This window comes from Erysipelothrix enhydrae (assembly GCF_035066605.1).
GTDB lineage: Bacteria > Bacillota_I > Bacilli_A > Erysipelotrichales > Erysipelotrichaceae > Erysipelothrix > Erysipelothrix amsterdamensis.
Window position 1 is genome coordinate 1,449,278 of the sequence record NZ_CP125807.1, and the last position, 15,013, is coordinate 1,464,290.

7 protein-coding genes are annotated in these 15,013 nt (G+C 36.8%); 6 read left to right on the forward strand and 1 reads right to left on the reverse strand.

The window, feature by feature from the left end:
- The first annotated feature begins 80 nt into the window (after nucleotides 1-80).
- The 3 genes from LLS04_RS07130 (at nucleotide 81) to LLS04_RS07140 (ending at nucleotide 7,965) form a co-directional block, all read left to right on the forward strand.
- On the forward strand, nucleotides 81-6,347 hold the full coding sequence (locus tag LLS04_RS07130) for an Ig-like domain-containing protein (protein WP_323611022.1): 6,267 nt from the start codon (nucleotides 81-83) through the stop codon (nucleotides 6,345-6,347).
- Between the two features lie 219 nt (nucleotides 6,348-6,566).
- Nucleotides 6,567-6,983 (forward strand): GNAT family N-acetyltransferase, encoded by a 417-nt coding sequence (locus tag LLS04_RS07135; protein WP_323611024.1) that lies wholly within the window; start codon nucleotides 6,567-6,569, stop codon nucleotides 6,981-6,983.
- 247 nt (nucleotides 6,984-7,230) lie between these two features.
- Complete coding sequence (locus tag LLS04_RS07140) at nucleotides 7,231-7,965, forward strand: YwaF family protein (RefSeq protein ID WP_323611025.1); 735 nt, start codon at nucleotides 7,231-7,233, stop codon at nucleotides 7,963-7,965.
- 87 nt (nucleotides 7,966-8,052) lie between these two features.
- Here LLS04_RS07140 and LLS04_RS07145 read toward each other — a convergent pair whose 3' ends face one another.
- On the reverse strand, nucleotides 8,053-9,189 hold the full coding sequence (locus LLS04_RS07145) for an MFS transporter (protein WP_323611027.1): 1,137 nt from the start codon (nucleotides 9,187-9,189) through the stop codon (nucleotides 8,053-8,055).
- A 204-nt stretch (nucleotides 9,190-9,393) separates the two neighbouring features.
- Here LLS04_RS07145 and LLS04_RS07150 point away from each other — a divergent pair, with 204 nt between their 5' ends.
- The 3 genes from LLS04_RS07150 to LLS04_RS07160 all read left to right on the forward strand — a co-directional run bounded on the left by LLS04_RS07150 (nucleotide 9,394) and on the right by LLS04_RS07160 (nucleotide 15,008).
- Complete coding sequence (locus tag LLS04_RS07150; protein ID WP_323611029.1) at nucleotides 9,394-10,356, forward strand: CobW family GTP-binding protein; 963 nt, start codon at nucleotides 9,394-9,396, stop codon at nucleotides 10,354-10,356.
- 4 nt (nucleotides 10,357-10,360) lie between these two features.
- Nucleotides 10,361-10,954, forward strand: coding sequence for a hypothetical protein (locus LLS04_RS07155; protein ID WP_323611030.1), 594 nt, complete (start codon nucleotides 10,361-10,363; stop codon nucleotides 10,952-10,954).
- A 94-nt stretch (nucleotides 10,955-11,048) separates the two neighbouring features.
- Nucleotides 11,049-15,008, forward strand: a complete 3,960-nt coding sequence (locus LLS04_RS07160) for a SpaA isopeptide-forming pilin-related protein (protein ID WP_323611031.1) — start codon at nucleotides 11,049-11,051, stop codon at nucleotides 15,006-15,008.
- The last annotated feature ends 5 nt before the right edge of the window (nucleotides 15,009-15,013 follow it).

The following is a 15,013-nucleotide window of genomic DNA, read 5'->3' on the forward strand; positions in this document are numbered from 1 at the left end:
ACATGAGAAATATCTTTGGTAAAGATATCGATTAAAGATGTTTAAATGTTTACTGGTTTTTACTAAATAGGAGGAAGAGTATGAATTCGTCATTTAGAAAAGCAGTTAAAATTATGGGGGTGGTGGTAGCTGTGACGTGCTCAAGTATATTTATTGAAAAAACCCCGATCCATGCTGCTGTTGTGGAACCTGTTGTTATTAAAACAGATTCGCGGGATGTTGATTTTAACGATGATTGGAAATTTAAATTAAACGTTTCAGGTGCATCTAGTCCAAGTGAAGTTGACTATGATGAAACTGACTGGCAAGCTTTATCCTTACCTCATGATTGGTCAATCTTTTTTGATTTTGACCATAACTCACCGGCACAAAATGAGGGTGGTTTGTTGAATGGTGGTACCGGTTGGTATCGCAAAACCTTTGTCTTCGATAAAAAGATGGACAAAAATGTTCGATTGAATTTTGGTGGTGTCTATATGGACTCTACTGTTTTTGTAAACGGTAAAGAAGTAGGGAATTATCCTAATGGTTATACTCCTTTTTCATACGATATAACATCTTATCTCAATCAAGAAGGTTCAAATACCATTGCTGTGAAAGTTGTAAATAAACAACCAAGTAGTCGTTGGTATTCAGGAAGCGGTATCTATCGTGATGTTTCTCTGACTTATACTGATGATGTTTCGATTAAGGAATACGGAACAACTGTCTTAACACCTAACTTAGATAAAGAAGTTGGAAAAGACGTTACAACTGAGGTTAAGACTACTGTTTTAAATAAATCGAAAAAAGCAGAAAAAGTAAAGGTTAAGACAGAAGTTGTAACCGTTGATGGGACATCAATGGGGAAGGCAGAAACTAAAGAAGTTGAAATCCAAGCAGGGAAAGAACATACCTTGGATTCCACAATTATGGTTTCAAATCCAACCCTTTGGGATATTGATTCACCGGTAACATATCGCGTTAAAACGCAGGTATTAAAAAACAATCGTGTTGTAGATGAAACGGTAGAACGTTTTGGATATCGTTATATGAACTGGACACCAAGTGGTGGATTTTCATTGAATGGTAATGATGTGAAGTTCTATGGCGTATCAATGCATCATGATCAAGGTGCACTTGGATCTGTCGCAAACTATGATGCGATGCGACGTCAGATGGAAATTCTAAAAGATATGGGTGTAAACTCTGTTCGAATTACACATAACCCAGCTGATGATAAGTTACTCGCAATTGCGGAAGATTTAGGTCTTATGATTATTGATGAGGCATTTGACACGTGGTATGGCGGTAAAAAACCATACGACTATGGTCGTTTCTTTGATGCGAAAGCAACGCATCCCGAAGCGCTTGATGGACAATCATGGGCTGAATATGACTTAAAACGAATGGTTGCTCGTGGTAAAAATTCACCAGCAGTTATTATGTGGTCACTTGGTAATGAAATTGGTGAATCCAATAGCGGTAGTGCAAAAGCAGTTCAAACGATCCGTAATTTACATCGTTGGACGAAAGAAGTTGATGCTACACGCTATACAACTATGGGACAAGATGTTTATCGTTGGGCTCCTACGGGTGCACATGAACTTATTAGTGCTGAGGTTGATGCTGTAGGGATTAACTATGCAGAAGATTCATATAAAGCAATCCGTGCAAAACATCCGGATTGGTTGATCTATGGATCGGAAACATCATCCGCTACACGTAGTCGTGGGGTTTATGCATTCCCAGATGAATTACGCTCACACGACAACAGTGCAGCGCGTAAATACCAACAATCTGATTACGGGAATGATCATGTAGGTTGGGGTAAAACAGCAACCAATTCCTGGATTCCAGATCGTGATGAAAAAGGGTATGCAGGACAATTTATTTGGACTGGATTTGATTATATTGGTGAACCAACACCATGGCATAACCAGAATCAAACCCCACCGAAATCATCCTACTTTGGTATTATCGATACCGCAGGATTCCCTAAAAATGATTTCTACCTTTACCAAAGTCAATGGAAAGATGTTGAAACAGATCCAATGGTTCATATCTTACCGCACTGGAACTGGGAAAAAGAATCGTTATTAGATTACAACATGAGAACGCGTGATGGAAAAATTCCAGTACGTATCTTCTCAAATGCCGCAAAAGTTGAACTGTTCTTAGATGATGTTTCACTTGGCGAAAAAGCATTTGTTCAAAAAACAACAGCGTATGGACGTCCATATCAGGAAGGTGCCAACGCTAAAGAATTATACTTAGAATGGCGTTTGGATTTTAAACCAGGAACGTTAAAAGCGATTGCTAAAGATAAAGATGGTAATGTCATCGCTGAAGATGTGATTAAAACATCGAAAGGTTCTGCAGCAGTTGAGTTAGTGCCTGAAAAACGTGTAATTCAAAATGGACGTGATTACTTATCCTACATTCATGTAAATGTTGTTGATGAAAACGGAGTTATGAATCCGAATGCACAAAACAATATAATCTTTACGCTTGAAGGAAATGGCGAAATTGTTGGGGTTGATAATGGCGATCCAGCAAGTAATGAACGCTATAAAGCACAACATGATGGAACATGGCAACGTAAAGCCTTTAATGGTAAAGCGCTTGTGATTGTTAAATCGGATGGGCAAGCCGGGTCATTCAAACTGACAGCGAAAGCAGAAAACTTATCAGAAGGTAAAACGGAAGTCTTCGCAATTGAGAAGAAACCTGAAATTGCGACTATTTTAGGATTTGACGATGTTTCAGTCTTTACCGAAACACATGTTCAACCGGAATTACCTAAAACCGTAAATGCTATTTATTCAGATGGTTCGGAAAAAGCGGTAGATGTAAGTTGGGAAACCATCGATGCAACCAAACTCGAACAACCGGGATCATTTAGCGTAAAAGGAACTATAGAAGGTGTATCGATACCAGTTAACGCAACGGTAATGGTGCGTATGATTACAGATCTCATCGATCCAGTTCTAGCAACACCTAAAGGTACCATACCAAGCTTACCTTCAACGGTAATTGCATACTATTCAAATGGTGCCGAAGTGAACCTTCCTGTAACATGGGAATCCATTAGCGATGCTATGGTTTCGCAAGCAGGTATCCTTAAAATATCGGGACAAGCACATTCCGGTGGTCAAGATTATCCCGTATTTGCTCAGATTACAGTATTAGAAGCAACTGCTGTTAGAGAAAACATTGCCGTACGTCGTCCTCAAGATACTTATCCAATTGCGACAAGTTCCTATATGAGTGGTGGCGATCGTATCGAACGCATCAATGATGGGACAATCGCATTTGAAAATCGATGGACAAACTGGGTTAATAATTTTGGTGATAAACAAGAAGAATGGGTAATGTTAGAGTTTGAAAAGACTGAAACGATTCATCAAGTAGGTATTCATTTCTTTACAGATAATACTACGAAAGTACCAGCTTCTTTAACCATTGAAACAAGTGTTGATGGTGTAACGTTCACACCGGTTGTTAACCAAAGTAAAAACAATAATTTTGTTGTGACATCTGGAGATGTTAAAACTGAAATTCCAGTTACATTTGATACGGTTGATGCGAAGTTTGTTCGTCTCAACATGACATCACAAATGAACGTTGATAAACCAAGACCAATGGGTCTATCCGAATTAAAAGTAATTGGTGATACCTTTAAGATTGAAGCGAATTCAAAAGCAGAATTAGAAATGATTCATCTTGATTCAAAACCATTAGAGAACTTTAAAGTCGATCAAAATGTTTACGTTGTGAGTGTACCATTTGGAAAATCGCTTCCTGTACTTAAAGGAACTGCAAAGGCAGGATCTTTTATGAATGTGGTACAACCAACTCGCAATAATAACTATCAAGGGAAAGTACGCGTAACCTCTGAAGACGGACTCAATTCGATGGATTATGATGTGACTTATGTTGTATCCGATCCGGTGTATGATCACACAACACTTACACTTGACCGTACGGAAGGGAAGACACAAGAAACAATTCCATTTAAAACAGAAAGTTTCCTTGAAGATGGCAGTACAATTGCACCATCACTCCTTGATGTTTCCTATGAAGTGGTTCAAGGTGATGCATCCGGAATTCGTATGAATGCAGGCTTAATCTACTTACATAAAGAAGGAACTTATACTGTTAAAGCACATGTTTCTTATGGCGGTAAATCCTATGAAAGTAACGAGGTAAGCTTTACAGTAACGAAAAACGAAGTACAGGAACCGATTAAAGCATTTAAATCCATCGTTATCCGCACAGAGCGTGGTAAGAAAATTGAACTTCCTAAAACTGTTACAGCACAATATGAAACACTCTTTGATAAAGATGTTTCAGTAACATGGGATGCATTTGATGAAGGGCGTCTTGATGAATACGGAACCTTTGAGATAAAAGGTCATGTAGAAGGTACTGAGATACAACCTGTGGTTAAAGTTATTGTTGAAGGTTATGTTGGTGTAGAAAACTTTAGTCTTGTTACACCTAAGGACAAGTCCTTTAAATTACCACTCAAAGCGAAGGCATACCACAATACAGGCCGTGTTGATGAGTTTAATGTCGTTTGGGAAGCGTTTGATAAAGAAAACCTCAAAACCCCAGGTACATATATACTTAAGGGTAGGGTTGAAACTGCAAATACTGAAACGACGCTAACCATCCGCGTAGCATCAGAATATGAGCAGGGCGATAATATCGCTAAGATGTGGACTGGATCAGAACTACCAGCAGCCATCGCATCCTTTACAAATGATGGACCAGGATCAAATGACCGTGTAAGTGCAATGAATGATGCAGTAATATCTTATACGAATACTCCAGCAAACCGTTGGACAAACTGGCAAGCACAAAGTCGTGAAAAAGACTGGGTAGGAATTATTTTTGCAGATGCAGGTACAATGGCACCACGCTTCGTTGATAACTTTAGTATTGGATTCTTTGAAGACAATGGAACTGGATATCCCGGATCTTATGTCATTGAAGTTCTTAAAGAAGGCATAAAACCTGAATTACCAACGAAATTTGGGCATATCAGCAGTGAAGACTCAGTGCTTAATGATCCAAATAATTGGGTTGAGGTTCAAAATTTAACGGCAAAACCGTTTGTATATCAAACAATGAATACCTTAACATTTGATGGCGTTGAAACCTATGCAGTACGTATTAATATGACAAAACAAGCTAATAAAAAAGGTCTTGCTGTTACGGAAATTGAAGTCTATGACCGTATCGCAAAAGCACATCAAGATTATACAGTAACACTTAAAGTTGATGGTAAAGACGTTGATGCCTTTACGCAAGATCACAATTTTGTATATGAACAAAAAACAAACAATCTTCCATCACTTGAACTGAAAGCAACAAATAATGCAAATATTACCGCTATTGAAATCGAGAACGGTATGAAATATGTTGTGAAAGCAGAAGATGGGATCAAAACAGAAACCTATATGGTTAACTATGATACAAGCATTCGTGATGCACGGAATGCTCTCGTAAAAATGATTTCAAAAGCTAAAAACGTTGATATTGAAGGCTATGAAAGTCTTGGTGTTCAGGCATTGCAAGCATCAATTCTGAAAGCACAGAATGCAGTCGATGATTTAAATTCAGATGTGAAAACCCTTCAAAGTTTAACAAAACTTCTTGAAACAAACATTGACGATCTTGTAGCAGTGGGGGATCAAATTGAGAAGGCACGATCGTCCTTAAAAGCGATGATTGATATTGCTGAAAGCATTGATCGTACACTTTATACTGAAGAAAGTCTAGCAGTCTTGGATAAACAATTATCTTTTGCGACAGTAAGTTTCGAAGATGAATCTGCGACAACTACTATTCTTGAAGTTGTTACGAATAATCTTCGTGAAGCAATCTTTGGATTGGAATATCGTGATCAAACGATAAAAGGTCCTCTGGATTCAATTACAATGAATCCCAAGGTTTCATTTGATGGATCGACACCAATTACTGAAGAAGCATTTATCAATGCACTAAATATTCAAAATCCAGATGGTGTTTCATTTGATATTGAAACAAACTTTATGGAACTTGTTGATCAAAATACAGAAGGAACCTATGCCGTTACGGTTCGACTAATTCGAACACAACGTGCATTCTTCCGTATGAAATCCAATCCATATATTAAAGAGTTTAAAGTAGATGTAACGATTCAAGGTGAAAACAACAAACCAATTGTGACAGAACCGAAAGAAGAATCTGTTACACCGACAACACCACCATCTACATTACCAACGACGGGTGTAGGTACACGTAATGTATCAAGCCTAATTACGCTAGGTGGACTAATGTATGTTGTAAGTCTTAAAAAGAAACGCAAACAGAAATAAAAATCGAAAAAGAACTCATCGAAATGAGTTCTTTTTTTGATGTTTTTAGAAACTATAGATAATTATAGAAAACAATATGTATACTATGCTATATTTTTTTATGAAAGGAGGGATCCGTTATGCAAAAATATAGTAAGATTCCTCTAAATGTGTCTTTCGAATAACCTTTTGATATTTTTAGAGTGCTACCTTTATAAAGGTTTAAAGGCAGGTAAATATATGAACAAAGTAAGTATTGATGATTTTAATGAATCTGGATATCAGATGGATCAAGAAGATGAGTTTTTTGAAGCAATGAATGATGAAAGAGATAATAAAGTATTCGCATTCAAAGAGGATGAGAAGCTCATTGCATTTATAATGTTTCGGGTCGAGACATTTACAAACTGGTTTTTCAGAGAAGAGGTTGTATTTGTAAGAGAGCTTTGCGTAAAGAAGCCCTATCGAAAAATAGGATTGGCTTCAAAACTACTTGTAGAAGTGGAAGGATATGTTCGAAGAAGTCAGATATACAAACTCATCCTTACAACTGAGACCGCAGCGCATCTGTATTTAAAAAATTGCTATACACATGATCGAAGTTATACCGCCAAAAACAAGCATTCAGCATCTATTAAGAACTTATCGGTGGAATAGTTCTCAAATCTTGAAATAAATCTGACACGATTTTAAAAAAACGCCAAAGAATATTTGGTGTTTTTTTGAATCGACTCCGATACATTTTTTGTTTTAAATACTCGACGAATCGTTTAGTGATGTTTATAAATAAAACAAAGTAACCTGTAATTATCAAGTTCGTCTATATACTCATAATATCAGTGTGATTTTATGGTGAAATAGGGTATAATAAAATCTACGTTAAAAATTAGAAAATGGAGTTTTTATGAATCGATTAATTGAAAATTTATACTTTAGTCAGAATCCTTTTAAAATTTACTCACCCATTCATATCTTGATGTTAGTCATGGTAGGAATTTGTGTCGGATTATTGATTAAAAAACGTGAAGAAATCGCATTGGGTGGATACCAATCCTTGCGTTGGATTTTCCTTGGTCTTTATTTTATCCAACAAATCTTGCTTTATAGTTGGTATGGCATGAATCATCAATTAACGTTGAATGATGCGTTACCGCTTTATCCTTGTCGGATCTTACAAATCATGACGATCATCCTGTTAATTACAAAACAGGAACGCATCTATGAAGTCTTGGCACTTCTTGGAATTCCCGCTGCTGTGACGGCCTTAATCCTCGCAGATACCAGTGGTTTTAGTTTTCCAAATGCTATGTTTATTCAATTTTTTGTAGGTCATTCGATGATGATTTTGGTTCCTTTATACATGAAGTATCGTTATCATTATTCAATCCAAGAAAGCGCAACTATAGGTGTTATAAAAATGGTGGGAGCCTACTTTGTTGTGGTTAGCTTTATTAATCATGTACTCCACACAAATTATGGCTATGTATCTGCACCACCAACAGCTCTGAGTTTTCTAAATGGGGTACCAAGTATTATTTATACATGTGGTTATTTCATGATCTATGTGGGTGTGGTACTTATTGGAAGTAAGATTGCAACACATGAAGAAGAAGACATTATTCTTACAATTGAATCCTAACAGTATTAAGTTTTTAAAAACCCAATTCGTTTTGAATTGGGTTTTTTCTATAAAAAAACCACTTTAGAAATAAAGTGGTTTGTGTAATTATTTTAATTTGCGATCTGATATAAATGCAAATACAACCATGGCAATTGCATTAATAGCGAGAACATTAATTGCGAAAACCATACTTGTACGGTCTGCGATTGAACCAATGATTTGTGGTGTAATAATTCCACCTAAAGCGGCACATGTTAAGAGTAGCGCTAATCGTTTTTGATTTCCAATAACGTACTTAGATGTGTTCGCGATACTTGTAGGATAGATTCCTGCAAGACATAAACCAAGACCAAGAATTGAAATGGTAATAATTACAGGATTCATGGTTGCGACAAGACCGAAGAATGCTAATGCAGCTCCAATTGTGTAAATAAGTACTAATTTTGTTCCTTTAACTTTTTGAGAAATAAAAGCTGTGACTAATCGACCAATCATGATCATAATCCATGTTAAGGAGACAAGTGTTGCTGCAAATGCATCGGATAGAATATTCATACTCTTTAGGTAAGTCATAAACCAACCATTAATGGTATTTTCAAGTCCAAGATAGAAGAACATTACAAATGCAACTGCAAAGAATGCAAAGTCTAGTTTTTGTGTTTCCACAACATTTGTATTTTTTTGTTGTCCATTTAAATCGAGATCCATTGTTAGATAGTTAATCCAAGAGATTGTTGTAATGGCTGTTAAGAATAAGATGAGTTGGTTAAAGTCAAACCCGATTTTCTTTAGGCCGATGATCACAAAGGATGCAAGTCCAGCACCGATTGCGAAGATTGTATGAAGCATATTCATGTCTCGTGATTTATTATCACTTAAATCATTTACGATGGCATTACTCAAGATACTTACAGCACCGCGACCAATACCCATTAAAATAAAGCCAAGCCATAGTATTTTACGGATTGAATCTGTAAACACAACGATTGATAAGAAACTCAAGGGAACAAGTGCAGCAAGGATTCCAATTGCTATTTTATTTCCAAATCGTTCGGATACGAAAGGACTGATAAAGTTTGAGAGTAGGTTACCTACCGCAAACATTGAGAGCAATGTTCCTGCATCGCTGTATGATAGATTCAAATTCGTAATAAGGTCTGGCATAATTGCACCAATACCTAGGATAAAGATCCCACTTAAGAAGAAGCTAAAGTAGGTTCTTAAGATTGTTTTGTTTTTCATATTATTATTCTTTCCTCCACAAATCATCACATATGGTGACGACAACACTAACCATTCTAATTAAGTAAACCGGTTTTGTCAAACAAACCTCTCTAGTTTGTTGGAATTGAATACAATGTATCGATATATTTCATTTTAAGTCGTTTTTTACTTGCATGGAAGCAGTCACTCACGCATAATATATATAATAATAAGGAGGACGTTATGATACCCATTACGATTATTTCTGGTTTTTTAGGATCTGGTAAAACAACATTCATCAATCAAATACTGCGCGAGTCTCAAGAGGATACAATCGGTTTGATCATTAATGAGATCGGATCAGTAAACTTGGATAAAGCATTTATTAAGTACGAACAAGATCGAATTTTTGAAATTAATAGTGCTTGCTTATGTTGTGTTGACGATCGCGAATTTGAACGTGCCATCTTAGATTTAAAAACGCAATTTGAATCGCAAGATATGAAGTTAAAATCTATTATTATTGAAACAAGTGGTTTGGCGGAAGTGAATCCCTTAATTCAAACAATATTAAAATCACAACCCATTCAGAAACAGTTCTTTTTGAATGAAATCATAACCCTTGTGGATGCGGTAAATGGGGAACAAGCACTTGAAAATTACCGAGAATCCTTAGAACAAATTGCTTTTGCAGATCGCATCTATATTACGAAAACGCAATGCACTCCTTATCACTTATTAGGGAAACTTAAAGCGGTTAATCCTCTAGCTCCTGTTTCGCTTTTAAAACAAGATCAAACGTACATCCATCTTCTGAATGAAGATCGTTTTGATGCATCCCACACCAAGTATGCGTCACTGAGTGAATCCGTTATAGATCAAGCACAAGAAACAAAGCATCATCGTCATTCTCATGTTGATACATTAACGCTTTATGCAGAAAATCCACTCTCTTTTTCGGATTTTAAAGATTGGCTTGTGGATTTGGTTGAAGTGATGGGACATGATTTACTTCGTTATAAAGGGATTTTATCGGTAGAGGGTCTTGAAACCTCCATCATAGTTCAAGGCGTTGCAAGTACTTTTATGATCGACTATGGCGATGAAATTGGGGATTGTCGAAGTCATTTCGTGCTTATTGGACGTAATATTAATGTAGAAAAGATTCAAGAATCATTTAAGGCGCTAGAGCGTCATAAGGAGTAGCACAATGTATATTGTTAAAGTAATGCAGTATGAGCGTCATCATACATTAGGGGTCTTTGATACGGAAGCAAATGCGCTTAACTTTATCAAACAAATTCCTCATATTGAAGTTGAACAGTACCAAATTGATGGGGTTGAGGAACCTTTTGTTGATTATTCGATCAATCGTGATTCTCTCGGTGATTATGAAGAGATACACTACAATGGAAAACAAGTGCCCATAACCAAGCATATGTTTGTTCCTAATGAGCGAATTTCTGTTTTTGTTATTCCTGTAGTATATATGGATAGTCCGGAGACAGGACTTGTTGATGATGCAACACAAGTTGATGCATATATAGTAACCAATGAAGAAGTAGAATCGTATATCGATAAACGAGAATTTCTTGCACGAAAAATCATGGAAGAAGCAAATGCACGTGGTTTTAATAATATCGAACGTGCTTATGCTGGATCGGAAGATGGCGAGGCGATCATTGCCGTAGATGCATCAGGAAATAGTCGTTTCTTAACGCACTTGGATGCAGGTCTTGTAGATCAATTTGAATTTAATGACGAGGAAAAACTGAAAAAAATAATTGAAAACACGTTTGAATAAGGAGCTTAGCTCCTTTTTTTTCGCTTCTGATAAATGTGTGAAATGGTTGACTTAAAATTGGGTCCATACAATAATGACATTAGGAGGGTTTTTTATGAAAAAGAAGAAACTTTTATTGTTATGTGCTTTAGTTGTTTCAATGTCTTTAAGCTCTATCCAAATCGATGCAAAAGGTTCGAATTTAGATTCAGAATCTGCTGTATCTGTTGTCCAAGATCATATAACGTCGGATGATGATGTACCACAAGATTTAGAACATCCGCAATCATCTTCAATAGATGAAACAAGCATTGAAGATGAGGTGGCAGGTGACCGAGGGGAATCCATTGAAAAACCAATGGAAACGGTACAAACACCACCCGTTAAATCAGAGCAAAAAAACCCTCAGACTCCAATGGAAGCATCAAATCTATTAGATGCTTCCAATATCAAGAGTCGTTTTTATTTTAAAACCAGTCAGAATGAAGCATTAGATCCTGAAAATACCATAAGTGGTAGCGATCTTAATGGCTTTTCAGTTAAATTAGATTGGTCTTTAGACGATGCGTTTATACCAACAATCCAACCGGGTGACTATTTTGAATTTAAAATACCAATTCAAGTTATGGTACCTCAAGATAGCATTGGGACACAAACCTTGTTATTACGAATTAAAACTGAAAATGGTAGTATCGAAGAACGCAGTGTTGGTTATTATGAAACGTTAAAGGGTGATGATGGAAATTATCGTGCCCGTATTGTTTTTGATACAAAATTTGAAGCATCAGAAGTCAAAGGTGTTTTCGGTTTTAATGCTCAAATTGATAAAGAACAAGTCGGTGAAAGTGGTAGTACGGTGATTATCTTTCCCGATACAGAAGAAACCGAATTGACTGTTGTCTTAGAATCAGAATATGAAAAACTTGTCGATAAATCTGGGTCGATGCCCGAGGTATTGGGTAAGATTGCAACATGGAATATCGATATCAATAAACAAATGAAGCCACGTACAAAGGCAACGATTGAAGAAATGTTGCCAGAACATATGGAACTTGTCAGTCTTAAACTCTATGAGTTTGAAGCTGATTATAAAGGTGCGATTACAAATGTAGGACCTGAAATTTTAGAGGGAAGTACACGTTGGAACGAACTCGTTGAAAGTGTTACTAAAAATCAGGATACAACTCTAATTGTATTAAAATCATTCCAAAAAGGGATTCGCTTTGAAGTTGTAACACAGTTTAAAGCAGAATATAAACCAACTCCAGGTCAGTATCATGAAGTCATCAATAAAGTTAAAGTTGATTTAGATGGAGAGACCGAAGATACCAGCGAAAAACTGACAACGCTCTATCCTAAAGTGATTGATAAAACGATGGTTGGATATGATCGAGATAGCCGAACCATTACGTGGAAGGTTGCATTTAACCGTGGTAAGCAAACATTAGTAAATCCGGTTCTTTATGATCGCATTTCTGCGGAACATGATTATGTAGAGGGATCAATCTCAATTACGCAACCTCATACAATTACCGCAAGTCCAAATACCAGTGGTACCGATGAGAACATGAAGTTTGAGATTACAGGTACACTTACGGACGAAGTTTCTATTGAATATCAAACAAAAATAAAAGATGGCATTATTGTCGATCATGACCTAAGTCTTACGAATCGTATTCGCTATGAAGATGATTATTCTGATAGTGGGTTCTCGGTTCGACAAGAATATTTAGAAAAACAGTCAGCAGGTGTTGACTATGAAAACAAACGGATTGGATGGACAATTCGTGTTAATAAAGAATCCCATAATATTCAACATGTTGTGATTAACGATATAATTCCAAATGACACAGAGTTTTTACCTGAAACACTGCGTTTAATCGGTGCATCCGGACAACTCTTACAAAGTCCACGAGATTATTCGCTCGATTACGTTGAAGGAAAAAATCACTTTACAATTAGAATTGGTGATCATGCGAATAAGGATGTGAAGATTCTTTATCAAACTGCTTTCCATATCGCTGACCTTTCAACCAATACCTTCCGTAATGAAGTAACAATGGATTGGTCGGAAGAAGGAAATGATTATACGACAGAGGGCAATGCGACTCAAATTATCCGTCCCGAAGTTAATAACAGTGGAAGCAAAAAAGGATCGTATAATGCGGAGACCCAAGAAATTACATGGACCGTTCTTTTAAACTATGCAAAACATGATTTCTTGGATGCATCATTTTATGACGTAATTTTAGAAGGTCAAAAATATGTTCCAGAATCAATGGTTGTGTATCGATATACTCTTGATAGTTCGGGTGAACCAATCTTAAGTGCGCCTATGACTCTTGCAGATATGGATCAAACCTTTAAAGAGTGGAAACCGGATTCAGATAAAGATTATTTACACATTAAGTTTAAGGACAGTTCGGACGATGTGCGCTTTGTCGTAGAATATAAAACTTCTGTGACCGGAGATATTGTTGAAAAAGAATATGAAAACCGAGCAATTTTTACGAATGAGTATGAAAGTTTTATTTTAGAAGATATCGTAGAGATACCTTTCGGTGGACATTTGGTTTCAAAATCGGGAATTCGTGATGGTTTGAAGCTATCATGGAATGTTGTGCTCAACCAATCTCAATCGACAATACTGAATGCTAAAATTACAGATACACCATCAACGAACCAAGTGCTTGATCGTGATAGTTTTAAATTGTTCGAAGCGGTTGTGACTCAAGAAGCAGATGGAACGGTTACGTTTACACGCGGTGATGCGTTGAAGGCATCAGATTATGAGTTGAAATTCTTTAATGAAGGGGCTCAAGAACGATTTGAGATTGTATTTAAGAATACATTGGAACACGCATTGTTCCTGGACTATGAAAGCATAGCGAGTCCTCAGACTCAAGGAAATGAAGATGCAACAAATAAAATTCAGTTGAGTGGTGACAATATTGATGAAGAGAGTCATGAAAGTGAACATGAAAATGCAATCGAACTTGGAGGATTATGGGGTGGTGGTACGGGTGAAACCGGAACACTTGCGATCCAAAAAGAATCTCCTGACGGTAAACCGTTAGAAGGAGCAATTTTCAAACTGATTGATAAAAACGGAGTTGAATGGCGTCAAGGAACGACAGATGCTCAAGGTAAACTTGAGTTTGCACGCCTTCCATATCTAGACTTTGTGCTCATTGAGACACAAGCACCAAAAGGATATGCAATTGATGCTAAATTACGTGAAGGACTTCCAATTCATATAAGTGCAGATATTAACAGTCATTTGGATATTACTGCGGTAAATCATCCCTTTAACTTTGAAGTGAAAAAAGTAGATGAAGCAGGTATGCCACTTAAAGGTGTTTCATTTGAACTTGAAGCATCAGATGGGACAATTCTTACCGGCGTAACGAACGCAGAGGGGATTTTTGTTTTTGAACCCTTAAAAGTTGGTAGTTATACACTCCGTGAAACGAAAACCTTAGATGATTATATTTTGGATACTCAAGAGGTTGCTGTTGAGATTGAACAGGATGAACATGAAAATCAAACAGGGATTTCTCAATATGAATGGATAAATTATCAAGGACGCGTTCAGATTTTAAAATATGATGTACAGACGAAACCACTTAAAGGTGCATTTTTCTCAATCAACGACGCTGATGGTAACATCGTTGTTGATAATCTTGAGTCATCAGATTCTGGACGAATTACATATACTGGCTTAAAGCCAGGAGTCTATTATGTACGGGAAACAAAAGCACCAGAAGGTTACCAACGCATACAAAACGATATAAAATTTGTTGTAGAAACTTCTGGCGAGGGTGAACCAGAATGGATTACTATTCGAGTCGAGAACAAAGAAATTCCAACGACACCCGATCCAGACCCAACACCCGATCCAGATCCAACGCCGGATCCAGATCCGAGCCCGCATCCAGACCCTACACCGGAGAAAGAGAAACTCCCAAGTACTGGTATTTCAATGAAATTACAACGAAGTGCAATTTTATTGGTTAGTGTGGGTGCAGTCTTGATTGATCTGCAGCGTCGACGAAATAAGAATAAACGTTTATAAAGAAG

Bases quoted from the DNA above. Each gene is read 5' to 3' on its own strand.
- LLS04_RS07145 (WP_323611027.1), bottom strand. From the start codon at position 9,189: ATGAAAAACAAAACAATCTTAAGAACCTACTTTAGCTTCTTCTTAAGT.
- LLS04_RS07140 (WP_323611025.1), top strand. From the start codon at position 7,231: ATGAATCGATTAATTGAAAATTTATACTTTAGTCAGAATCCTTTTAAA.
- LLS04_RS07150 (WP_323611029.1), top strand. From the start codon at position 9,394: ATGATACCCATTACGATTATTTCTGGTTTTTTAGGATCTGGTAAAACA.
- LLS04_RS07130 (WP_323611022.1), top strand. From the start codon at position 81: ATGAATTCGTCATTTAGAAAAGCAGTTAAAATTATGGGGGTGGTGGTA.
- LLS04_RS07155 (WP_323611030.1), top strand. From the start codon at position 10,361: ATGTATATTGTTAAAGTAATGCAGTATGAGCGTCATCATACATTAGGG.
- LLS04_RS07160 (WP_323611031.1), top strand. From the start codon at position 11,049: ATGAAAAAGAAGAAACTTTTATTGTTATGTGCTTTAGTTGTTTCAATG.
- LLS04_RS07135 (WP_323611024.1), top strand. From the start codon at position 6,567: ATGAACAAAGTAAGTATTGATGATTTTAATGAATCTGGATATCAGATG.